The sequence below is a fragment of the Allomuricauda sp. M10 genome (genome assembly GCF_020782875.1).
In the GTDB taxonomy this organism is placed as follows: domain Bacteria; phylum Bacteroidota; class Bacteroidia; order Flavobacteriales; family Flavobacteriaceae; genus Flagellimonas.
This window is the reverse complement of the sequence record NZ_JAJGBN010000003.1, coordinates 103,985-127,185: the sequence shown is the minus strand read 5'-3', so window position 1 is coordinate 127,185 and position 23,201 is coordinate 103,985. Positions and strand designations below refer to the sequence as shown.

The window sequence follows — 23,201 nt, the reverse complement described above, 5'->3', positions numbered from 1 at the left end:
AAAGCCTGAATAATGAAATTTTTAACTCAAAACAGCCCTATAAACTAAAAAAAACATAACTTGGTTTCACCTGAAAACCAACCTAACATGTCCGAACTTAAAAATCGGTATCTCTCCCTCGATGTTTTTCGTGGGCTGGATGTTGCCCTAATGATCGTGGTCAATTCTCCCGGAAATGGCTCTACAACATTTGCTCCCCTAAATCATGCCAGCTGGAATGGCTTTACTTTGACCGACCTCGTATTCCCCACCTTTCTATTTGTAGTGGGAAATTCCATGAGCTTTAGCATGAAAAAATACGAGAGCATGGGAAGCGGTGCCGTATTTAAAAAGGTGTTCAAACGGACAGCGATCATTTTCCTGTTGGGATTTTTGATGTATTGGTTCCCTTTCTTTGATGACGGACATCTAAAACCTTTTGCCGAGACCCGAATTTTTGGTGTATTGCAACGCATTGCACTCTGCTATATGTTCGCCTCGATCATCCTTCATTTTGTGAAGTTGAAGACCGCTATCTGGCTGAGCCTTATTTTTCTGGTGGCCTATCACCTTATTCTCATCGGTTTTGGGGATTTGACCCTTACCGGGAATGCCGTTTTGAAATTGGACGAGTGGCTCATCGGCCCTAACCATATGTACCATGGCGAAGGAATTGCTTTTGACCCCGAGGGACTCTTGAGCACGCTCCCTGCTATTGTGAACGTAATCATCGGTTTCCTCGCCGGGAAGTTCATCCAAAAGAACGGCCAGAACTTTGAGACCATCTCCAAGTTGATGATGGTTGGTTTTGCGCTGATCTTTGCCGGTTTGGCCTGGGATTTATTATTACCCATCAATAAAAAATTATGGACCAGTTCCTTTGTGCTGCTTACCTGCGGAATTGATTTGGTTGCCATTGCCACCTTGATCTATTTCCTCGATATGAAAAAAACGAAGGGTTGGAGCTACTTTTTTGAAGTGTTCGGCAAAAACACCCTTTTCATTTATCTGTTATCGGAATTGTTCGTGATCAGCTTATTTTCCATAGATATAAATGGTTCCTCCCTGTACCGATGGATTGCCGACAATGTATTTATATCGTGGTCGGGCGGCTACGTGGGATCCCTGTTATTCGCCCTTTGGATCATGCTAACTTGTTGGGTGGTCGGCTATTTTATGGACAAGAAGGGTATCTATGTAAAAGTTTGATAGGGTCAGCGACTGTATTTGGCCTTGTACCATACTTTTTGCCATTCCCGCTTCAACAATAGGAAAGCAACTTCGGCCGAAACATCCACTGCATCGGAAGGGGCAATTTTCTTTACTTCCTTTTCCGAAATATCCACTACATATAATAGGTTGAGGTATTCGGAGAACTTTTCCACAATCAGGAAGTAGATCTTTTCATGAAGGAGGCTCTTCAATTCGTTGGGTGTTACATCCATTGTTATTTGGATGGGCACATTGGCAAGGTCAAAATCCTTTTTAAGCTGGAGCAATAATTTTTTGTACAATTGTTCCCGCTGGACTACCTCGAGCAACTCCAAACTTGTATTGAAATTGGACAGCATACCTTATTTACGTCCAAAAGGGACGTTTGGGATTTATCCTTAATCCGAATTTCTGACTTTTTTCTCCCAGTCCCAGGCAGTTTTCATGGCTTCATCCAATGTGGCTTTGGCTTTCCAACCCAAAACTTGGTTGGCTTTTGTAGTATCGGCATATGCCTGGATTACATCTCCCGGTCTTCTACCCACAACCTTGTAATTGAGTTTTTGTCCCGATACTTTTTCAAAACTTTGGATCACTTCCAAAACGGAGCTTCCTTTACCCGTTCCCAAGTTGAACACTTCATAGTTGGATGCATTTTTGCCATCCAACAAACGCTGCAATGCCTTCACATGGGCCTTTGCGAGGTCCACCACATAAATGTAATCGCGGATACAGGTACCATCTTCCGTTGGGTAATCATCCCCAAAAACAGAAAGTTGCTCCCTCAGACCTATACCGGTTTGGGTAATGAATGGAACCAAATTCTGGGGCACACCAAGTGGTAACTCTCCTAAATGAATGGAAGGGTGTGCACCAAATGGGTTGAAATATCGAAGCGCTATGGCCTTTAAATCAGGGTTTACCCTACAGGTATCCCGAATGATCTCTTCTCCTATTTGTTTGGTATTGCCATAAGGAGATTCCGCCGGCTTCACGGGTGCATCCTCGGTAATGGGCATCTCATCTGCCTGTCCGTAAACAGTACATGAAGAACTGAAGATAAAATTGCCACCACCCTTTTTCTCCAATTCCTGAAGAATGTACACCAATACACCTAGGTTGTTCTCGTAGTACAAAAGCGGTTTTTCCACACTTTCGCCCACAGCTTTGGATGCAGCAAAATGAATCACCCCGCCAATGTCATATTTTCCGAAAAACTCTTGGACCTTCAATTTATCCCGAAGGTCGAATTTTTCAAAAATGGGTCTTTTCCCTGTGATGGCCTCTATACCGTCCAAAACATCGATGGATGCGTTGGAAAGATTGTCCACTACGATAACTTCAAAACCTTCGTTCTGTAATTCTACAACAGTATGTGAGCCTATGAACCCTAGGCCGCCCGTAACAAGTATTTTCATTTTATTGGTTTACAAAGTCGATGACCAATTTGGTGATGAAGGCAATCTGCTCATCATCCAACTCGGTATGCATAGGTAAAGATATCACTTCCTTGACCAATTGGTTGGTCACAGGGAAATCCGCTTCATTATACCTACCATCAGCATAGGCTTTTTGCTTATGAAGGGGAACCGGATAGTACACCCCACATGGGACACCATTTTCATTTAAATGTTTAACAAGGGCATCCCTTTTACCGTTTAATATTTTTAAAGTATATTGATGGAACACATGACAATCGCAGGTATTCTGCTCCATACCACATCCACAAACAATCTTTGGTACCACAATATGTTCTTGCCCTTGAAAAGCCTTGGTGTATTTTGCCGCAGATTGCCAACGTTGTTTGTTGTACCCATCCAACTTGGGCAGTTTGGCCTTAAGCACCGCCGCCTGAATGGAATCCAATCGGGAGTTCACCCCTACCACATCGTGATAGTAGCGCTCATACATCCCATGGTTCACAATACCGCGTATGGTATGGGCCAATTCATCATCATTGGTGAAAATGGCTCCACCATCTCCGTAACAACCTAGATTTTTAGAGGGAAAGAACGATGTGGAAGCCACATGACCAATGGTACCTGCTTTTTGCTTTTCCCCGTTCTTGGAAGTGTAGGTCGCCCCAATGGCCTGTGCATTATCTTCAATTACATAAAGATTGTGTTTTTTGGCCAAATCCATGATGGCATCCATATTGGCACATTGCCCAAATAAATGCACGGGAACAATGGCTTTGGTTTTTGGGGTGATGGCTCTTTCAATTGCCGCGACATCTATGTTGAAGGTATCTGGTTCCACATCCACCAAAACCGGGGTCAGGTTCAGCAGGGCAATTACCTCAACCGTGGCGGCAAAGGTAAAATCGGCCGTGATGACCTCATCACCGGGCTGTAGGCCCAATCCCATCATACAGATCTGAAGGGCATCCGTGCCATTGGCACAGGGAATCACATGTTTCACTCCCAAATAGTCTTGCAGTTCCTTTTGGAACGCATGAACATAAGGACCATTAATGAATGCCGAGGTTTCCATTATCTCCGCAAGGGAGTCGTTCACCTCTTTTTTTATGCCTTCATATTGACCATTGAGGTCAACCATCTGTATTTTCTTCATCGGAATTGATTATGTGGCAAAATTAAGAAATTAAGATGCCATAATGCCCTCTTGTGGAAAGAATGTATTTTAGCAAAAATTGAAGCAATTGCATTTTTTGTACAACATTATGGTCAGCATTGCCTGGATGGGACTTCAGGTCATTGCCTTGTTCCAACCCAAGATAAAATTGTTCGTCTCAGGAAGAAAGAAGACTTTTTCAATTCTTCAGGAAAAACTTTCCCCCAATACCAAGACCATTTGGATGCACGTGGCCTCTTTGGGCGAATTTGAACAAGGCCTCCCCATTCTGGAACGCCTACGTTCCCAATATCAAAACCATCAAATTGTACTCACTTTTTTCTCCCCTTCGGGATATGAGGTGAAAAAGAACACCAATGTTGCCGATGTGGTGGTATATCTACCCATGGATAGCCAATCCAATGCCAAACGATTCCTGAACTTGGTCAAACCGGAACTTATCATTTTTGTGAAATATGAGATTTGGCCCAACTATCTGGCCCAATTGAAAAAGAGGGGTATTCCTACCTTTCTTGTATCGGCCATATTTTCCAAAAGGCAAGTGTATTTCAAATTTTATGGTGGGTTTATGCGAAACAGTCTAAGGACCTTTTCGTACTTTTTTGTGCAGGACCAAAACTCCAAAGATCTGTTGCAATCCATCGGCTTTGAAAATGTAACCGTTGGTGGCGACACCCGCCTAGACCGTGTTTCGGAAATTCTGCAAAGGGACAACCATTTGGAGTTTATGGAGCGTTTCAAAAACGAAAAACTTTGTTTGGTGGCCGGAAGCACTTGGCCCGAAGATGAGGAAATTTTGATCAACTACATCAATTCGGTTCAGGAACCAATCAAATTTGTGATTGCGCCGCACGAGATCAAACCTGCACATGTGGAAAAAATAACCAGTGCCCTTCAAAAAAAGGTGGTGTGTTATTCAAGCATGAATGATTCCGATTTAGAAAGTTATGATGTGTTGGTGTTGGACACCATTGGCATTTTGACCAAGGTTTACAGCTACGCCGATGCGGCCTATGTAGGAGGTGGATTTGCCACAGGATTGCACAATACCATGGAGCCTGCCGTATTCGGGATTCCAATCATCATCGGTCCCCAATATCATGGATTTAAAGAAGCCGAAGACCTTGTTGACAAAGGTGGAATTGTACCGATATCCGATCAAGTCAAGTTTAACGAGTTGATAAGCAAACTGATAGCAAATCCAGCAAAAGCAAGGGAGCAGGGCACCATCAATTCCAACTATATTACAACCAACGTTGGGGCTGCCAATCGCATTCTGGATCATATTTCCGAATTTTTATAAAATTTGGTTAGCTTTAACAAATTTCAACCAACATGGACAAACGCATTTTCAGAATTTCATTGACCGCTGCCCTTGCAGGTTTTTTGTTCGGTTTTGATACCGTGGTCATCTCCGGGGCCAACCAGCCCATCAAGGAACTTTGGAACACCAACTGGTTTTTGGGTGATTCCATTTTTACTTTTCACGGTATTTTCATCATGTCCATGGCCCTTTGGGGTACGGTTTTGGGATCACTTTTTGGTGGTATCCCCACGGACCGTTTGGGAAGAAAAAACACTCTGTTCTGGATCGGGATACTCTATTTTGTATCGGCAGTAGGTTCTGCCATGGCTCCAGAAGCCTATAGTTTTTCGTTTTTCAGGTTTATTGGAGGTATAGGCGTTGGCGCATCATCTGTTGCCGCACCTGTTTATATTTCGGAGATTTCCACTGCGGAAACAAGGGGAAGGTTGACTGCCATGTACCAGTTCAATATTGTATTCGGAATCTTGATCGCCTTTATATCCAATTATCTTATCGGAATAGTTTTTGAAGAAAATGTGGCCTGGCGTTGGATGCTCGGAGTGGAAGGCATACCCGCCTTGATCTATACCTTAATGGTTTTGAAAATCCCGAACAGCCCAAGATGGTTGTTGATGAAGGAACGCGCAGATCATATAGTGATGGAATCCATAACCCTTTTGGGCATTGAGAAGGAAAGAGCCACCGTTTACCTTTCCGAAATCAAAGTAGCGCTATACGATACCGCTGAAAAGCATAAGGAAAACCTGTTTTCTGGCAAGTACAACAAATCTTTGGTACTGGCCTTTTTGATTGCATTTTTCAATCAATTGTCAGGAATCAACTTTGTGTTGTACTACGCTCCCGAAATTTTGGAGCGTGCCGGACTTGCTTCTGGCGAATCCTTGTTCAGTTCCATTTCCATTGGGGTAATCAACCTAATATTTACTTTTGTGGGCATTGCCTTGATCGACAAATTGGGACGAAAACAATTGATGTACATCGGGTCCATCGGCTACATTTTAAGTCTTGCCATGGTGGGATGGTGTTTCTACTCCGGTGCCAGTTCTGTTTTGTTATTGATCTTTATCCTGATTTTTATCGCATCCCATGCCGTAGGGCAAGGGGCCGTAATCTGGGTATTCATCTCGGAGATTTTCCCCAACAAGGTTCGCTCTTACGGACAGGCATGGGGTACTGGTACCCATTGGGTTTTTGCTGCCTTGATTACTTTGCTCACCCCCACTTTTCTTGATGCTGAAATTGGGGTTTTCAAAGACAATCCTTGGCCTATTTTCATCTTCTTTGCCGTGATGATGGTACTGCAATTGCTGTGGGTCATGTTTATGATGCCGGAAACCAAAGGAATCAGCTTGGAGGAGTTGGGCAAATTGCTAAGCGGGAAGAAATCCAAATCCAATTAATCGGTTTACAGCACATGCCCTAAAACCATCCTTTAATCGATTATTGGCAATAAAGCCGTGTAGAAACTGCAAATATTTGCGTACATTGATAGAAATAACACTATTATGGCAAATGAAGTTTCTTTTGGGGATAGGCTTATGGTATCCTTTTTAAGGGTGATGGTCTTTGTATTGATCATCATTTTGATAGCGATTCCCGTATGTATTCTTTTGGACTTTTTAGGGGTGATGGATGCCTTGGGTTTCTCCTAGAAAATAACTTCTTGGTCCCCCATTGATTTTGTGATCAACTTGATATAGGAATCAATTGCTTTTTCAACATTTTTAGGTTCGGTGACATCCACTTCGCCACGCCAGATCAAATCCCTTTCCTTACCCACACAGATACAGTATAAGGAAGTTTCTGCATGGTATATATTGAAGCTATCATAGTACTCTGGGTCGTAATAAATGTCTTGGTGCTCCAAGTAATCATTGCTGAAACGCACGAGCATTTTATCAATATTGTTAAGGTGTTCCTTAAAAGTGCTCCTATTTTCAGTACCGACCACCTTGGTGAACAAAATGGCATCAAACCCTTTTTCCAATAATTGCTCTTCCACCTCCTCTATCTCCTTTTCTGATCTTTGGGAAGAGGTAAAATCCACATCGAAAAGATCAATGCTGCGCATGGCATCCACACCCTGCTTTTTCAATTCGTCTACAAACTTGGTCTCGAATTCCATCCTGGCATGGTCATCCCGAAACATCCCCACCACCAAAACTTGGTAGGCATCAAAAAGGACAATATCAGGGTTCTTCCATGTGCCAACGAGCCTGGTAGAGGAACATCCCATAAGGAGTAAAAGGCCTATTATGAACGTTTTGAATTTCATTACTTTGGATTTAAGATGTCATACGCAGCAATAATCAATTTTCCACTTTAGTGTGTGGCAAAAGTAGCCTGTCTTTTTTCAAGCTGTTTTCGCAAGTCTTCGATTGTATTGGCCATGGACTTTTCAAAATCATCAGAACTGGATTTGGCAAAGATTCTTGGACCCGGTGCGCTGAGCTCGATCTCGCATACTTTACCTTCCCCGGATTTATCGTTCTCTGTTTTAAAAAGCACATTGGCCTTGATCAACCAACTGTATTTTGTTTCCAAACCTTCCAGTTTTTTCTTCAACAATTGGGTCAATGATTCACTGGTCATCATTTTCTGATATTGAACATGTACTTCCATGATAATTGTTTTAATATATTCTAAAGCTACTACTACAATAATTGGTATTAAATGACAATTGTCAGTTCAGGTTCCAATCGGTTAGCCTAAGAAGAAAGGTTGCCCTGTACTTTGCAAAACCGAAAACCAAAATTCACCCTCAAGATCGATCTTCTTTCTTTTTTTGGTGACTTCGGAAATGGGCACATAAACATATTTATTGTTCACCTTGCTGGCCACGAACTTGGTCTTACCTGCCATGGCCCCATGAACGGCATGATAGGCCAAAATACTGCAGTACACACTATCACTGGAATTGGCCGGGGCGCACCTGATAATGTAACTGGGGTCGATGTATTTGATGGTAACAGGTGTATTGCGTTCCTTAAAATAATCACCAATTTTTTCCTTTAGGAACACCCCGATGTCTTCATGCTTGATATTGCCCGAAGCATCTTTGACTTCTTTCCTGTTCTTGAACAATTGTTGTCCGGCACCTTCCGCTACAACGATAACCGCATGTTTTTTAAATTCAAGACGATCCTCCAAAGCTTTTAGAAAACCGTTTTCCCCTTCAAGTGAAAAGTTCATTTCAGGCACCAGAACAAAGTTCACCACAGGCATGGCCAAGGAAGCAGATGCCGCAATGAATCCACTATCGCGTCCCATCAATTTTATGATCGAAATGCCATTATAGGCCCCGGTTGCCTCGTTATGGGCATCCCTTAAAATGGGACTGGCCACATCAAAAGCCGTTTCAAAACCGAAGGATTCATCAATAAGGTCGATGTCGTTGTCTATGGTCTTGGGAATGCCGACCACACTGATCTTGGCATTTCTTCGGGAGATTTCCTCACCGATGGCGTTTACCCCTTTCAAGGTTCCGTCACCTCCAATGGCGAACAACATATCCACATTATTTTTCTGAAGGGTATCCACCATGACCCCAACATCTTGTCCACCTCTGGATGAACCTAAAAAAGTTCCCCCAAACTGATGGATGTCCCGCACTTTTTCGGGATTCAATTCAACAAAACCATGTCCCTTTTCAGGGTTCAACCCTTCATACCCATATGGAATGCCAATGATCCTTTTCACCCCATAGAAATAATGCAGGGCCATAACCACTCCCCTGATCACATTGTTGATCCCGGGGCACAATCCCCCACAGGTTACGATGGCGGCAGTGACTTCTTTTGAGTTAAAATAAATATGTTGTCTTGGTCCTGCCTGTTGCAAACAGATGGGCGCTTCCCCTGTATTGAGACAATGGTTGTAATGGGCCAAGGACAGGTCGAATACCAACCGATCCGATTCACTTACAAAATCGAAAAGATTATCCCCTTTGGTGGTACTCAATTTTAAGGGGGAGTCGAAATTCGATTCCCCCAAGTTTTCTATATTAAAACGATTTGTTTCGCTCACTATAATCTTGTTTACAAGTGTTCAGTCAATGTATGGTGAGAATCGATCAACGGTCCACCATTTAAAATTTCTTCGGAAGCTTGACTCGCAAACTTATCAAAGTTGATATGGAAGGAGTGTGCCAACTGGATGGCTTTGCTCACATATGCCCCTTTTTGCAACCAAGTGTTCATGGGGTCCAAGATTTCGGTGGGTACTCCAGGACAATACTTGGGCATATGCAATCCGAAGATGGGGTGTGTTTCATAGTCCACATCATCCAACTTGCCTTCCAAAATGGCGGAAATCATAGCACGTGTATATTTCAATTTAATCCTGGAACCAACACCATAAGGCCCGCCGCTCCATCCGGTGTTCAACAGCCAAACGTTCACTCCGGCTTCTGTCATTTTGGTGCTTAGCATTTCAGCATAAACGGTTGGATGCAAAGGCATGAACGGTTCCCCAAAACATGCCGAGAACGATGGTACAGGTTCATTGATGCCAGCTTCGGTCCCAGCTACCTTGGCCGTATAGCCAGAGATAAAGTGGTAGGCCGCCTGACCAGGAGTGAGCTTGGAAACCGGGGGCAAAACACCAAAGGCATCACAAGTTAAAAAGAAAATATTGGTCGGGTTCGATGCATAAGATGGCACCTGAATATTATCAATATGGTCGATAGGATAACTAACCCTTGTGTTTTGGGTAATGGAGCTATTAAAATAATCCACTTCCTTGGTGCCTTTTTTAAAGACAATATTCTCCAAAAGGGCGCCTGGGCGAATGGCCCTAAAAATATCGGGTTCCTTTTCCTCGGTCAGGTCGATCACTTTGGCGTAACAGCCACCCTCAAAATTGAAAATGGTATTTTCCTTGGTCCACCCATGTTCGTCATCACCGATCAATTTACGGTTGGGATCTGCGGAAAGGGTTGTTTTACCAGTTCCTGAAAGTCCAAAGAATATTGCCGTATCGCCATTTTCCCCAACGTTGGCGGAGCAGTGCATGGGGAGTACTTCCTTTTCCATGGGAAGAATGAGGTTGAGGGCCGAGAAAATCCCTTTCTTCATTTCCCCAGTGTAAGCAGATCCAGCAACCAAGGCAATTTTCTTGGTAAAGTTCAAGATGGAAAAATTCCCGCTCAAAATGCCAAATTCCGAAGGGTTTGGAGCCTCGTACCCGGGGGCACAAAGGACCAACCACTCCTCTTTAAAACCATCCAGTTCATTTTCCTCCAACCGCAAAAACATGTTCTTGATGAAATAGTTGGACCATGGATATTCCGTAATGGTCCTTACATTCATTCGATATTTAGGGTCGGCGCACACATAAGCATCCCTTACATATACCTCCTTACCTTCCAAATATTTGGTAACCTCATCATACAGCTTGTCAAAATTTTCTGGGGAAACAGGCTTATTGATCCTGCCCCACCACACCTTATCGGCGGTATAGTCATCCTTTACCAAAAATCTGTCTTTTGGGGAGCGACCTGTGAATTTTCCAGTATTAACGCAAAGCGTACCGTTTTCGGTCTCTACGCCCATACCTTGTTCCAAGGTCAGTTTTTGTAAGGTTTCTGCACCCAGGTTCCAATGAGCCGTCACTTGATGCAATCCATACTTGCTTAGGTCTTTGGTTGTGTTCATGTCTTTTGTTTTTTAGTGGTTTAGAAGCTCCGATCAGGGAGCTATTATTAGGTTATATTAAGTAAGAGAAGGGGCATTGCCCCTCTTCCCTTAACTATGTTATGAACTTGTAACCTTTTGTCAATGGCATGGAACATTCATCAACACAGAAATGTCCCTCTTTGACTTTATGCAAGACCCCGATCGGCTTAATCCAGAGTCAGTACCGGCACCTCGGAATGCAGTGTCAACAGTTTGGTCAATCGCCCTTCGGATGGGGTACTTCTCATGGTATGGTTCCTCGGCAAAATGGCCAAAAGGTCAATATTTTTCTCTTTGATATAGGTAAGGATTCCCTCTTCCACATCTTGGTTTTTGTTGAAGGTATGTTCGGCATAAAAATGCTCCAAATAATACTCCAACAAATTTTCCGTCTGTTCCTTAACGGCATCTTCCGCATAGACGGATTCTTTGTAGATAGTCAATACATGCACACGAGAGTCAAAGGTTCGGGCAATGTCCAAAAGGGTTTTCAGCACATCCTTGTCATCAATTTTATCGCCTCCAAGAACCAAAGCGATATCTTTGGGTTCTTTAATGGCACATCCGTAAGGAACAGAAATAACAGGGCAATTGGCCTGAAGGACCAATTTGGAGGTATTGGTAATGGCCTCGTCCGTGATTTTATCCCCCATGGTACCCATCATGATAAGATCGGCATCACTTTTCTTTTGGGCCGAAAGAATGGTGGTGATCACATTGCCAGTTTCTGTAGCAAAAGAAGGGGAAACCTTTAATCGTACACTAATGGACTCCAATACTTTTGCAAAATCGGTTTTAAGTTTTTCCCCATCTCTATCATCAATGGGCATACTGCTCACATATAGGGCAAAAATCTCGATGGAACGTTCCGTACCCACAAAGTTGACCACATATTCCAAAGCGTTCAAAGAAGCCTCCGAAAAGTCAAAGGGTACCAATATTTTTTTAAATCTGCTCATACCTATTTTATTTAATTATGCCTTAACTCCTGGTTCAAAAATAGAGTCAGCCCATGACCTAAAATATGACAGGTGTCAGGTTTTAAACTTTTGCTTGATATTAGCAAATTTTCCGCCCTTTTAAAAGCGCTTTGGGTTATTTTTTTGACGGCATTATGGTTATATTTAAAAACTTCAAAATAAGGTACCCCCAATTATGGATTTAGTAATAGGAATAGACATAGGTGGCACCCAAACCAAAATGGGATTGGTGGATCAACAAGGAAAATGCTATGATAAGACCATTTTCAGGACCAGGGACTACCCCGATCTTGAAAAATATTTGGACAAGATCAAGGAAACTTCAGACAATCTTATCAAAAATTTTGGGCAACCCGTCAACATCCTTGGTTGTGGCATCGGGGCACCGAATGCTTCAAGTAAAAATGGAACCATAGAAAATGCGAGCAATCTGGTTTGGAAAGGAAGTGTTCCCTTGGTAAAAAAACTACAGGAACGTATGGACATGCCCATTCGCATCATGAACGATGCCAGTGCTGCAGCCTTGGGAGAAATGCTCTTTGGATGCGCCAAGGACATGACGGATTTTATAGTAATCACCTTGGGTACGGGATTCGGGGCAGGCATTGTTGCCAACGGCAAATTGATTGATGGATTCGATGGGTTTGCAGGTGAACTGGGCCATGTAGATATGACCTTGGGTGATGGCAGGCTTACAGGGCTTGGTGTAAAAGGAGGATTAGAGGCCTATGTTTCGGCCACAGGGCTCAAACGTACCATTATGTATATGCAGAGCAAATACTTAACGGAAAGTAGGTTTCGGGATATTGCCTATAACGATCTGCATGGGGAGGATATTACCAAAGCAGCTGAGGAAGGGGACGAAATTGCCCTCATGGCCTTTGATTATACCGCACGGATAATGGGATTGGCATTGGCCAATTTTACGGCATTTACCCAACCGGAAGCTTTTGTGCTTATGGGCGGACTCACCAATAGTGGCAAATTTATCATGGATCCGTTGAAGGACTATTTTGAAAAGTCATTGTTGGAAGTATACAAAGGAAAGGTGAAATTGATCCTTTCCGGCATGGAAGGAAAAACGGCCGCTATCTGCGGTGCAGCGGCCTTAATTTGGGAAAATCACAAAAATTGATGTTTTCAAATCAATTATTGTCATTTTAATAACCTGATTATTATCATGTTTTTTGATTTTGGACCGAGCTATCTTTAACCTAGTTAAATAGTAAAAGTCATGAAACCAAAAAAGAACCCAAATGCCGAAATAGGACGCAATAGTAGTCTTTATTTCATGTTAGGCCTTACTTCGGTATTGTTAGTTACATGGCAATCCTTGGAAGTAAAGGTCTATGAAAAGGAAACCTCCGCCTCAGAAATTGTTCAGGTAATGGATGAGCTTAAGGAGGATGTTCCCATCACCGAAATGATGAGAACCACACCCCCACCCCCACCACCCTCCGCACCAGACGTTATTGAGATTGTGGAAGATGTGGAAGAAGTGGAAGAAACCGTCATCGAGAGTACCGAAAGTAGCCAAGACACCTACATTGAAGACGCCATTGTAAAAGTGGACGATGTGGATGTGGAAGAAGTGGAGGAAGAAATAGTGGTACCCTTTGCAGTAATTGAGTACGTACCTGTTTTTCCTGGATGCGAAATCTACCAAACCCAAGAAGAACGCAAGGAATGTTTTAACGAAAAGGTGCAAGAGCACATCAAGCAAAACTTTAACTACCCACCTGCTGCATTGGATATGCACATCACCGGAAGGGTCTATGTACAGTTTGTGATCGATTCCCAAGGTAGGGTAAGCGGAATTGAAAAAAGAGGTCCGGATAGGTTATTGGAAGATGAAGCAGCCCGCATCATATCTTCTTTGCCCAAAGTAAAACCCGGACAACAACGTGGTAAGGCCGTAAGTGTTAAATACAGCATACCCATTAACTTCATCATGAAGCAGTAAGTTGAACTGCAGGATGAAGTAGAAAAGGCCCAAACTTAGTTTGGGCCTTTTTTATATATTATACCATTCGGTGGATTTGTACTGTTTGGTCTTGGAGGCCCGTTCCCTGTTCTTGGCCACTAAATGGGTCGCATCAAACTTACGGGCCCTGTACCCCAGCAAGTGCAAGAAGGATTTGGCAAAAAAACGAGCCACTCTTTGATCTACCATCAACGTATCCTTGTCCTTGGATTTCCATTGTACCCCAGGCAATTTTACCAACAAATGATCCACTTTAAACCTTCGTAATTCCTTGGATAACCATAATAGAAATTTGGGGATAGGCCGGATGAAGTAAAAACCTTCATTCCCCTGGTTCTGGTACAGGGGCATAAAAATCTGTCTCCCTTTTAGCGTTTTCAATTCGATACCATTTTCAACCGCAATGCTTTTCCCTTTGGGAATGTTTTGAAAATTTACAAACCCGGGCAGCATTTTAAAGCGGTTATTTGGTCCTATCAAATGCTGATGGTAGATTTCATAAAACTTATGACTTTCTTCCCCTTCCCCCAAAATGGCTTTTCTCAATTTTTCCCTCTCTTCGAAAGAAGCCAAAATAGTTTCCGTGAGCGCCATGGAGTACCGAATAAAGGCAACACAATTTTGAATGGCCTTACCATCGTTGTGCTGACCACTTTCAAAGCCAAGGGAAACGTAACCCAATTCGTTGATATAACTCAGCAGGGCACCTTCCAAATATTCTTCGATCCCCAAAATAATGGGCAACGGATAATGGGAAGCATACTTTCTGTTCAACAAACTATCGTTCATGACCATGAATGGGATGGTATCACTGGAGGTGGTATGAAGGTCCAAAAAATAAAATGGCGGTTTTCCGTTCTCCAGTATTTCCTGTAACAATATGTACAAATGTTTCAGTTCATCCTCCTCCTGATGTTGGACGACATCCTTGTCCATCACGGACGAAATCCGTTCCGGGAACCAGATTCGGTTCAGATCTTCTTGTTGATACCTTAAACTTTTTGCCAATGCCCCAAGATTTCCGGTAATGGCATACACTTCACCATGAATGGGGACATTTTGGGACCTGATTTCTTGAAAAACCTGTTTCAGGGCAAAAACCCCGGCAGGTTCATTTCCATGGATGCCCCCAAAGAAAACCAAAGTGGGGCCCCTCGATTCTCCTTGCAAATGATCGAGGACCCGATCCACCTCAACGGTTTCGTTCAATGCTATACTATGCACTTTGCACATGATTACAGATCTGCTTTGCTAATGATACCCACGATATGGTTATCCACGCAAACTGGAAGACAACCAATCTGATGGTCTTTCATCAAATTCTTGGCGGTTACAATTTCCGTTTTGGGCTGAACCGTGATTACCTCCTTGATCATGATGTCCGACACCTTGGCCTCTTCTTTATCCAGTCTTTCCAATTTTTCCATATGGCTCCAAGTAAGTAACCCTATCAATTCACCCTTGCTATTTTCCACAGGAAGATGATGTATGTTGTTCCATTTCATGATGGCCACGGCCAAATTCGCATAATCATCTTCATAGAGTTTTATAAGTTTGGTGCTCATGATCTGTCCCGCCCAATGAAAGGATTCAGCAGTCTCGGCCATTCCCTCGATCGGTTTCCATTCATGAACCGGCAATCGGGATTCCTGGTTTTGGTGCATGGCCTTGGTCAATTGCACAATGGCACTATCCAGCTTCATTTGACTCCTGAGACCCCTAAAGTTCTTGATCTGCCATTCGGCCCCTGTTCCATTTTTGATTCTTCCTTCAATGACGCCCAACAATCGTGAAATATCGGCTTCATCAATTTTGAATTTTCGCAATCCTGCATAGGCAATGGGCAAAAGTTCGTCCCGTACCAACTTTTTAGCCGAAACGATCCTGCCCATCCATGAGAACATGGCCTGCCTACCGTTCATCGCTGCCCGAAGGAAATTGAGTTTGGCTTCCCTAAAATCCATCACTGCTGGCATTTCGTCAAACTGTGACGGCCTGCCTGCCATTAATCCGACCCAGAATGCAAAATTGGCCATCTCATCCAATACCGTGGGACCGGAAGGAATGTATCTACTCTCAATCCTGAGATGGGGTTTTCCGTTCCCAACGCCATAACAAGGTCTGTTCCATCTGTAAATGGTACTATTGAAAAGATTGAGGGCCTCCAACTTGGGCACTTTTCCATCGTTCAATAGATCCAAGGAATTTTGAGCAATGGGTTTGGTAAGCAATATGCGATGGGTAGAAATATCCTGTTTAAATATTTCGGCTACGGAGTTTTGCTGCCACCGTTCCCCAAAACCTACCCGTGCCACTTGTTCCTTTACGGCCTTGGTCCATTTTCGGGTATCAAGACTTTGTTGAAAAAGGGCTATTCGTGTTTCCCTCCAGAGTTCCTTGCCCAAAAGCAAGGGCGAATTACAGCAAACGCCCAACACCGGACCTGAAATGGCCTGTGCCCAATTGTAACTTCTGGTAAAATCTTCAGGCGCAATCTGTAAATGCAATTGAAAACTGGTATTACAGGCCTCAAAAAGTACGGAATCATGATGCAGGGATAATTCATCCGCACCTTTTATCCGTACCGTAAAATCATCTCCCCGCCATGTTTTCAATATTTCATTGATCCGATAATATCTCGGTATCGGGGTCATAAAATCCATTCCCAGTTCATCTTTGCTTATGGTGGGTAAAATTCCTGTCAACAAAATCTTTGCTCCGGATAAACCAGCTCGATCATTGGCTTTCCCCAACAAACCTTCCAACTGGTTCTGCATGGATCGGAAACAATCCTGCTCAAGTGTCAGGGGATCCAGATTGGCTTCAAGGTTGTAACTGGCCAACTCTGTGGTAAAATGGGAGTCGTCCAGTGCCTTAATCACTTCCAAAGATTTAGGCGCAGGTCTATAATCCTGATTGATCAGGCACATTTCCTGTTCCGCACCGATGCGGACCTTATCGTTTTCAATAAGTCCATCACGAATCATGCGTTCCAGGGCATTGATATCGTCTATCAAATGGGCCACAAAGGCTTTGCGTTCCTTCTCATCGGAAAGGCTTTCGGCAATATGTTCTCCCATGAAATTGGCGTTTAAAAAGCTACTGCAATTTCATAAAGTTACTGTACCACAACACCTTAAAATATGATAGTTGTCAGCCCAACATACCTTAAAATGGCTCTATTAGGATCAATACTGATATTTGTCATATTTTCTGAATGCACCTCAAACTAATTTTGGCCTATAATGTTAAGGTATGCAGTAATGTGTGAATTAGTTCAAAAATACAATGTGCCAGGTCCGAGGTACACCAGTTACCCCACGGTACCCTACTGGGAAGACGATAGTTTTTCAGGAAAACAATGGCAATCCAGCATTTTAAGGGCCACTGAAGAACATCCGGGTGAGGGCATCAGCCTTTATGTACATCTTCCCTTTTGCGAGAGTATGTGTACCTTTTGCGGGTGCCATAAACGCATCACCAAAAGGCATGAAGTAGAGGTTCCGTACATCAAAGCGGTTCTTAAGGAATGGGGGTTGTATGTAAATCTTATGGACTCCAAACCCGTGATCAAAGAATTGCACTTGGGTGGCGGTACCCCCACTTTTTTCTCCCCAGAACATTTAAAAATGCTGATTGAGGGCATTTTGCAATTGGGCAAAAAGGCCGATGACATCGAATTCAGTTTTGAAGGACACCCCAACAATACTACCAAAGCCCATTTGCAGGCCTTGTACGAGGTGGGTTTTAGAAGGGTATGCTTTGGCGTTCAAGATTACAACTTGACGGTACAACGCGCCATCAACAGGATCCAGCCCTTCGAAAATGTGAAGAACGTTACGGAATGGGCAAGACAGATCGGGTATACTTCTGTTGGCCATGACATCATCTACGGACTGCCCTTTCAAAATTGTGATGATGTGGAGCAAACGATCATGAAGACGAACGCACTAAAACCTGACCGCATTGCGTTTTATAGTTATGCCCACGTACCATGGTTGAAAGGCAACGGGCAGAGGGGGTATGATGAGGCAGACCTACCTTCCACTGTGGAAAAAAAGGCCCAATATGAAATGGGAAAAAGAATGCTTACCGAATTTGGTTACAAGGATGTGGGTATGGACCATTTCGCCCTGCCTACCGATGATTTGTACCTGGCTTTGGTGAACGGCACATTGCACCGAAATTTCATGGGCTATACCGCTTCCAAGACCCAGTTGATGATCGGTTTAGGTGTATCGAGCATCAGCGATAGTTGGTATGGGTTTGCCCAAAATGTAAAGAATGTGGAAGAATATGAAGATTTGGTAACACATGGAGTAATTCCTATTTTTAGGGGACATATTTTGAGTTCTGAAGATGAGGTGCTACGTAGACATATCCTCAACATCATGTGCCAATTTAAAACTACATGGACCAATGAGGAAGAGCAAGTGGCCGATTTCCAAAAAATACATGAAAACCTCTCCGAATTGGAATCCGATGGACTTGTTGATATAATGGAAAACTCCATCACCGTAACCGAAAAAGGAAGGCCATTTGTGAGGAACATCAGTATGGCATTCGATTTAAAATTGCATAGAAAAAAACCAGATACCCGAATATTTTCCATGACCGTTTAACCTAAAAAAACAGAAAAAATGAAAAGTATAATCGTACCCGTTGATTTTTCAAATCAATCCGAAAAGGCACTCAAAGTGGCCGCCTCTTTGGCCAAAGACCACAGTGCCGAGCTATTGGTGCTTCATATGTTGGAACTTTCTCCAGCAATTATGGGCGAATCAGGCTATATTTCCCAAGAACAGGTGGTACATCTCCTTAAAATTGGGGAAAAACGATTCACCGACTTTTTGAACAAACCCTATTTGAAGGATGTAAAGGTTACTCCTGTGATCAAACATTACAAAGTGTTCAGTGAAGTGAACGAAATTGCAGAAAAACACAATGCCGACCTTATTGTTATGGGTTCCCATGGTGCCGATGGCCTGCAAGAAATCTTCATTGGATCAAACACCGAAAGAGTGGTAAGAACTTCCGATGTGCCCGTATTGGTCATCAAAGGTGAAGCTGAAGGATTTAAACCCAAAACCTTTGTGTTTGCCATTGATTTTGAGGAAGAAAACCTTCCTGCCCTTAAAAAGGCCAAGGAAATGGCAGACTTGCTCAAGTCAAAGTTCCATTTGGTGTACATCAATACTCCTGGGGACGAATTCTTGAGCACCGGGGATGCCTATACCAAAATTTCCAAATTTTTGGATGCTGCCGGCATGGGAGTACCTGTTGAAATTTACAATGATTACACCGTGGAAAAAGGTGTGCTCAATTATAGTGACAAAGTTTCTGCCGATTTGATCGGAATCCCAACCCATGGTAGAAGGGGATTGTCCCACTTCTTTATGGGCAGTATTGGTGAGGACATTGCCAACCATTCCGAAGTACCGGTGATCACTTTTAAAATCTAGTGGATTGCATTTTTGATTGGTTTCATGTGATTCAAGAAAGGGGACAATTTCGAAAAATTGCCCCCTTTTTTATGCTTTAATTTGAATATTATCCATGAAATCTTTCAAAGGCCGCTTTCTCCAATGCTTCCCTATGATTAGGATGTGCAATGGAAATAAGGGCTTTTGCCCTTTGTTGAAGATTCTTTCCATATAAATCCACCACACCATGTTCTGTGGCCACATAATGTACGTGGGCCCTTGTGGTGGTCACCCCGGCACCTTGCTGTAAAAACGGTGTAATCTTGGAAACTCCCTTATTGGTAACAGATGGCATGGCAATAATGGGTTTACCCCCTTTGGACAGGGATGCTCCCCTGATAAAATCCATTTGTCCCCCAACGCCAGAGAATTGTTTAAACCCAATCGTATCTGCACACACCTGACCGGTAAGGTCAATTTCTATGGCGCTGTTAATGGCCGTTACCTTTGGGTTCTTCCGGATAACCGCCGTATCGTTCGTGTAGGCGGCCTCCTTAAAGTCGCATAACGGGTTGTCATCAATAAAATCGTAAAGTTTTCGGGAGCCCACGGCAAAACAACTTACAATCTTGCCTTGTTTCACTCTTTTCTCTTCTCCGGTGATTACACCTTGTTCAATGAGTGGAAGGATGCCGTCCGAGAACATTTCGGTATGGATTCCCAATCTTTTGTGATTGCTCAAGTTGGCAAGTACCGCGTTCGGGATGTTGCCGATTCCCATTTGAAGGGTGGCCCCATCTTCAATCAAAGAAGCCACATGGTACCCGATCTGTTTTTCCACTTCGGAAATCTCGGTTGGCTCATGTTCATGTATCGGATGATCTACCTCAACGGCAAAATCTATCTTATTGATGTGGATGATACCATCTCCATGCGTTCTTGGCACTTGTGGATTGATTTGGGCCACTACTTTTTTGGCTTTTTCCAGTGCAGGCAGCGTAACATCCACAGAAACTCCCAAAGAGCAATAGCCATGCTTGTCCGGTGGTGAAACCTGAATAAAGGCCACATCCAAGGGAATAATGTCCCTTCGGAACAACAGATGGATCTCGCTCAAAAAAATGGGAACATAATCCCCACGGAATTCATTCACGAACTTTCGCACATTTCCACCAACAAATAGACTGTTGAGGCTAAAACTAGTGTTGCAGGGCGACTGCGTATATCTGGCTTCGCCCTCGGTATGGATGGACACGATTTCAATGTCCTTGATCTCGGTATGTCTATCACAGAGTGCATCGATGAGCACGTTCGGGGTCATCGCCGCTCCTTGAAAAAATACTCTGTCTCCTGATTTTACTACACTTACCGCTTCTTGGGCCGTTGTTATTTTCACTTTAGATATATAGATTTTAGGGTTGATGGCATTCCATGGTGGCTGTTACTTCACCTGAAGACATGGGTTTTGGGGATACATACGGAATCCCGAGACCAAGTCCCCTTACAATGAACAAAATACCGATGAGCACCACAAATACCGGAATCAATTTTTGAAACTTCATTTTAATGGAATTACCCAGCATGCCTTTGGAATAGACCACGAGGGACATCAAGGGAACGGTTCCTAATCCGAACAACATCATATAAAGTCCGCCTTGTAAGGGACCTCCCAAGGCAATGGCTCCCAAAAGGGCCATATATACCAATCCACAGGGTAAAAATCCGTTTAAGAATCCGATGGTCAAAAAGGCATCGGGCGTCTTTTTTTTGAGCTCTCCCCCAAGTTTGGACTTTACTTTTCCCAATATGGAATAAATGGGAGACAGCACTTTATGTCCGTTTAAATATTTGGCGGGAATGAGCACCAACAAGATCATGAGCACCCCTATCCCAATGGACAGTTTTTGTTGCATCCCGAAGAGGGACAACCCCTTACCTAGGAACCCGAACAACATACCAATGATGCCATAGGCCAACAATCTTCCGAAATGGTAAATGGATAGTTGGACCGTTTTCTTTGCCGCGTTTTCATGGTCTAGCGGTAGCATAAAAGCAATGGGGCCACACATACCAAGGCAGTGCAAGCTTCCCAATAATCCCAAGACCAATGCGGACGTCAACATGGTTAATAGACAAGTTTCTGTTTATGCAAAAAGGGCTTACCTTCGTATTGCCACTGAACAGTAATGTCCCAGCGACCGTCTACCAAGCGATTGTCAGGTATGAGCAAATGTGTATTGGACAAACTTATAGGAAAGTTGGAATCCAAGTGCTTGTTAGACGGTCTATATAGGGACACTGTTCCTGTTATTTTTTTGGGGTCGAAACGCTCCGGAAAGGAAATCACCAAACCTTCTTCCGTTTTTTCAACCTTTAGGTTGGCGTTCATTTCGGTGGCAGATTCCGAGTCATCTATCTGCTTTTGATAGGTTAGTTCCTGTTTGTAGTATTCATCGGTAACCAAATCGTGGTTGGCCCTGTCATCGGTACTCATCCTTACTACAAAATACAGGATGAAACCGATAAAACCGATAAATGCCAACACAATGCCTGTTCCCCAATTTATTTTCATTTCACTATTATTTAGTTGTAGCTCCGTGGTGCCAAAAACTGGGTCACCGTTGTTTCTATAAGTTTATCACCACTGTACACCCCTATCTTCAATTTATCCTTATCCCCTGTGAGGGCCGACGCATTGATCTCAATGAACAGGGTGCCTTCCGCCAATTGCTCTGCAGGAATGGTAAACTTGTCTTGTGACACCATGATGATGGCACCGTTGTGCGACATCAATTTGAACGACACATCGGTAATATCCGTTGTGGTCTTGTTCACCAATTTATAGGTGTATACGTTGCTGATGATGTTGTTATCCTTTCTTTCATACAATTGACCTGGCAATCGCAACACATTGGCCTCTACCTCATTCCGAAGGAACAACATTCCTATCAAGATTCCGGTCAATACTACAAGAACAGCGGTATACCCCTTCATACGGGCCGTGAACTTGAACTTGTCCTTTTTGGTGATTTCGTCCTCACTGGCGTAACGGATGAGCCCCCTAGGTTTGTTGATGCTGTCCATGATATGGTCGCACTCATCAATACAAGCGGTACAGTTCACACATTCCAATTGTGTTCCGTTACGAATGTCGATACCCGTTGGGCATACATGTACGCACTGAAAACAATCGATACAATCCCCAAAACCTAAAGCTTCACGGTCTTCATTTTTTCGGAATTTTTTACGTCCGTTTTCCGCTTCACCGCGTTTATGGTCATAGGCCACCACAATGGATTTGTTGTCCAGCAGCACCCCTTGCAACCTTCCGTAGGGACAGGCAATGATACACACTTGCTCTCTGAACCACGCAAAGATGAAATAGAACACGCCGGTAAAGATCAACAAGGGCACCATGGTACTGAGGTGGGCCATAGGACCATCAGTAATGTATGCGAGCAACTTATCACTTCCGATCAAGTACGCTAAAAACACGTTTGCAATGAAAAAGGAAATGATGAAAAATACGATCCATTTCAACACCCTTTTTCTGATTTTTTCAGCATTCCATGGCGATCTATCCAATCGCATTTGGGCACCACGGTCGCCATCGATCCAAAATTCGATACGACGGAAGACCATTTCCAAAAAGATGGTCTGGGGACACATCCATCCACAAAAAATACGGCCGTAGGCCACGGTGAACAATGCGATAAAAATGACCCCAATGATCATGGAGATCACCACCAAGTGAAAATCCTGCGGCCAAAAAGGAAATCCAAAGATATTGAAGCGTCGCTCCAACACGTTGAACATCAAAAACTGATGGCCCTTAATTTTGACAAAGGGTGCGGCGATCAAAAAAATCAGCAAAAAGTAGCTTACGTACTTCCTGTAATCATAAAATCGTCCACTGGGTTTTTTTGGAAAAATCCATGCCCTTTTACCTTCTTCTGTGATTGTGCCTATGGAATCCCTAAAGTTTTCTTCCATTGCATGTGTGTTTTGTGAAAAATTGATGGCAAT

22 protein-coding genes are annotated in these 23,201 nt (G+C 43.4%); 8 read left to right on the top strand and 14 right to left on the bottom strand.

Going from position 1 to position 23,201, the window contains the following annotated elements; genetic code table 11:
• Positions 1 to 87: 87 nt before the first annotated feature.
• Positions 88 to 1,188: an acyltransferase family protein gene (locus LKX84_RS09540; protein WP_228236939.1), complete on the top strand. Its 1,101-nt coding sequence runs from the start codon at positions 88 to 90 to the stop codon at positions 1,186 to 1,188.
• A 5-nt stretch (positions 1,189 to 1,193) separates the two neighbouring features.
• On the opposite strand, the gene LKX84_RS09535 is transcribed toward LKX84_RS09540, so the two are convergent.
• From LKX84_RS09535 to LKX84_RS09525, 3 genes are all read right to left on the bottom strand, one after another.
• Positions 1,194 to 1,520 (bottom strand): hypothetical protein, encoded by a 327-nt coding sequence (locus tag LKX84_RS09535; RefSeq protein WP_317206470.1) that lies wholly within the window; start codon positions 1,518 to 1,520, stop codon positions 1,194 to 1,196.
• 69 nt (positions 1,521 to 1,589) lie between these two features.
• Complete coding sequence (gene galE, locus LKX84_RS09530; RefSeq protein ID WP_228236937.1) at positions 1,590 to 2,609, bottom strand: UDP-glucose 4-epimerase GalE; 1,020 nt, start codon at positions 2,607 to 2,609, stop codon at positions 1,590 to 1,592.
• 1 nt (position 2,610) lies between these two features.
• Entirely contained in the window at positions 2,611 to 3,765 is a 1,155-nt protein-coding gene (locus LKX84_RS09525; protein WP_228236936.1) for a DegT/DnrJ/EryC1/StrS family aminotransferase, read from the bottom strand.
• Between the two features lie 79 nt (positions 3,766 to 3,844).
• Here LKX84_RS09525 and LKX84_RS09520 point away from each other — a divergent pair, with 79 nt between their 5' ends.
• The 3 genes from LKX84_RS09520 (at position 3,845) to LKX84_RS09510 (ending at position 6,765) form a co-directional block, all read left to right on the top strand.
• On the top strand, positions 3,845 to 5,089 hold the full coding sequence (locus tag LKX84_RS09520) for a 3-deoxy-D-manno-octulosonic acid transferase (protein ID WP_317206469.1): 1,245 nt from the start codon (positions 3,845 to 3,847) through the stop codon (positions 5,087 to 5,089).
• Between the two features lie 32 nt (positions 5,090 to 5,121).
• A complete protein-coding gene (locus tag LKX84_RS09515; protein WP_228236935.1) occupies positions 5,122 to 6,513 on the top strand; it encodes a sugar porter family MFS transporter in 1,392 nt (463 codons plus the stop codon).
• Between the two features lie 105 nt (positions 6,514 to 6,618).
• Positions 6,619 to 6,765, top strand: a complete 147-nt coding sequence (locus tag LKX84_RS09510; protein WP_228236934.1) for a hypothetical protein — start codon at positions 6,619 to 6,621, stop codon at positions 6,763 to 6,765.
• Here the strand turns inward: LKX84_RS09510 and LKX84_RS09505 are convergent.
• The 5 genes from LKX84_RS09505 to LKX84_RS09485 all read right to left on the bottom strand — a co-directional run bounded on the left by LKX84_RS09505 (position 6,762) and on the right by LKX84_RS09485 (position 11,747).
• A complete protein-coding gene (locus LKX84_RS09505) occupies positions 6,762 to 7,388 on the bottom strand; it encodes a hypothetical protein (RefSeq protein WP_228236933.1) in 627 nt (208 codons plus the stop codon). The two genes, LKX84_RS09510 and LKX84_RS09505, sit on opposite strands and share 4 nt — an antisense overlap.
• A 47-nt stretch (positions 7,389 to 7,435) precedes the next feature.
• The gene (locus LKX84_RS09500) at positions 7,436 to 7,735 is read right to left on the bottom strand and encodes an HPF/RaiA family ribosome-associated protein (protein ID WP_228236932.1); all 300 of its coding nucleotides are present in this window, start codon (positions 7,733 to 7,735) and stop codon (positions 7,436 to 7,438) included.
• Between the two features lie 81 nt (positions 7,736 to 7,816).
• The gene (locus LKX84_RS09495; protein WP_228236931.1) at positions 7,817 to 9,139 is read right to left on the bottom strand and encodes an ATP-dependent 6-phosphofructokinase; all 1,323 of its coding nucleotides are present in this window, start codon (positions 9,137 to 9,139) and stop codon (positions 7,817 to 7,819) included.
• A gap of 11 nt (positions 9,140 to 9,150) precedes the next feature.
• The gene (gene pckA, locus LKX84_RS09490; RefSeq protein ID WP_228236930.1) at positions 9,151 to 10,767 is read right to left on the bottom strand and encodes a phosphoenolpyruvate carboxykinase (ATP); all 1,617 of its coding nucleotides are present in this window, start codon (positions 10,765 to 10,767) and stop codon (positions 9,151 to 9,153) included.
• Positions 10,768 to 10,955: 188 nt separating this feature from the next.
• Positions 10,956 to 11,747 (bottom strand): universal stress protein, encoded by a 792-nt coding sequence (locus LKX84_RS09485; protein WP_228236929.1) that lies wholly within the window; start codon positions 11,745 to 11,747, stop codon positions 10,956 to 10,958.
• Between the two features lie 196 nt (positions 11,748 to 11,943).
• Between LKX84_RS09485 and LKX84_RS09480 the strand changes: the two genes are divergently transcribed.
• A complete protein-coding gene (locus LKX84_RS09480) occupies positions 11,944 to 12,903 on the top strand; it encodes an ROK family protein (protein WP_228236928.1) in 960 nt (319 codons plus the stop codon).
• 99 nt (positions 12,904 to 13,002) lie between these two features.
• Positions 13,003 to 13,731: an energy transducer TonB gene (locus LKX84_RS09475; RefSeq protein ID WP_228236927.1), complete on the top strand. Its 729-nt coding sequence runs from the start codon at positions 13,003 to 13,005 to the stop codon at positions 13,729 to 13,731.
• Between the two features lie 51 nt (positions 13,732 to 13,782).
• Here LKX84_RS09475 and LKX84_RS09470 read toward each other — a convergent pair whose 3' ends face one another.
• Both LKX84_RS09470 and LKX84_RS09465 read right to left on the bottom strand, forming a co-directional pair.
• Entirely contained in the window at positions 13,783 to 14,985 is a 1,203-nt protein-coding gene (locus tag LKX84_RS09470) for a succinylglutamate desuccinylase/aspartoacylase family protein (RefSeq protein ID WP_228236926.1), read from the bottom strand.
• A 2-nt stretch (positions 14,986 to 14,987) separates the two neighbouring features.
• Positions 14,988 to 16,832: a CBS domain-containing protein gene (locus LKX84_RS09465; RefSeq protein WP_228236925.1), complete on the bottom strand. Its 1,845-nt coding sequence runs from the start codon at positions 16,830 to 16,832 to the stop codon at positions 14,988 to 14,990.
• A 183-nt stretch (positions 16,833 to 17,015) separates the two neighbouring features.
• Here LKX84_RS09465 and hemN point away from each other — a divergent pair, with 183 nt between their 5' ends.
• Both hemN and LKX84_RS09455 read left to right on the top strand, forming a co-directional pair.
• Entirely contained in the window at positions 17,016 to 18,374 is a 1,359-nt protein-coding gene (hemN, locus tag LKX84_RS09460) for an oxygen-independent coproporphyrinogen III oxidase (protein ID WP_228236924.1), read from the top strand.
• A gap of 18 nt (positions 18,375 to 18,392) precedes the next feature.
• Positions 18,393 to 19,214, top strand: a complete 822-nt coding sequence (locus LKX84_RS09455) for a universal stress protein (RefSeq protein ID WP_228236923.1) — start codon at positions 18,393 to 18,395, stop codon at positions 19,212 to 19,214.
• Positions 19,215 to 19,302: 88 nt separating this feature from the next.
• Here the strand turns inward: LKX84_RS09455 and LKX84_RS09450 are convergent, their stop codons facing one another.
• From LKX84_RS09450 to ccoG, 4 genes are read right to left on the bottom strand one after another with little or no spacing between them, the layout of a single operon-like run.
• Entirely contained in the window at positions 19,303 to 20,571 is a 1,269-nt protein-coding gene (locus LKX84_RS09450; protein ID WP_228236922.1) for an acetyl-CoA hydrolase/transferase family protein, read from the bottom strand.
• Positions 20,572 to 20,587: 16 nt separating this feature from the next.
• The gene (locus LKX84_RS09445) at positions 20,588 to 21,298 is read right to left on the bottom strand and encodes a sulfite exporter TauE/SafE family protein (RefSeq protein ID WP_228236921.1); all 711 of its coding nucleotides are present in this window, start codon (positions 21,296 to 21,298) and stop codon (positions 20,588 to 20,590) included.
• A gap of 2 nt (positions 21,299 to 21,300) precedes the next feature.
• The gene (locus LKX84_RS09440; protein WP_228236920.1) at positions 21,301 to 21,747 is read right to left on the bottom strand and encodes a FixH family protein; all 447 of its coding nucleotides are present in this window, start codon (positions 21,745 to 21,747) and stop codon (positions 21,301 to 21,303) included.
• Between the two features lie 11 nt (positions 21,748 to 21,758).
• Positions 21,759 to 23,168, bottom strand: coding sequence for a cytochrome c oxidase accessory protein CcoG (gene ccoG / locus LKX84_RS09435; protein WP_228236919.1), 1,410 nt, complete (start codon positions 23,166 to 23,168; stop codon positions 21,759 to 21,761).
• Positions 23,169 to 23,201 lie beyond the last annotated feature (33 nt).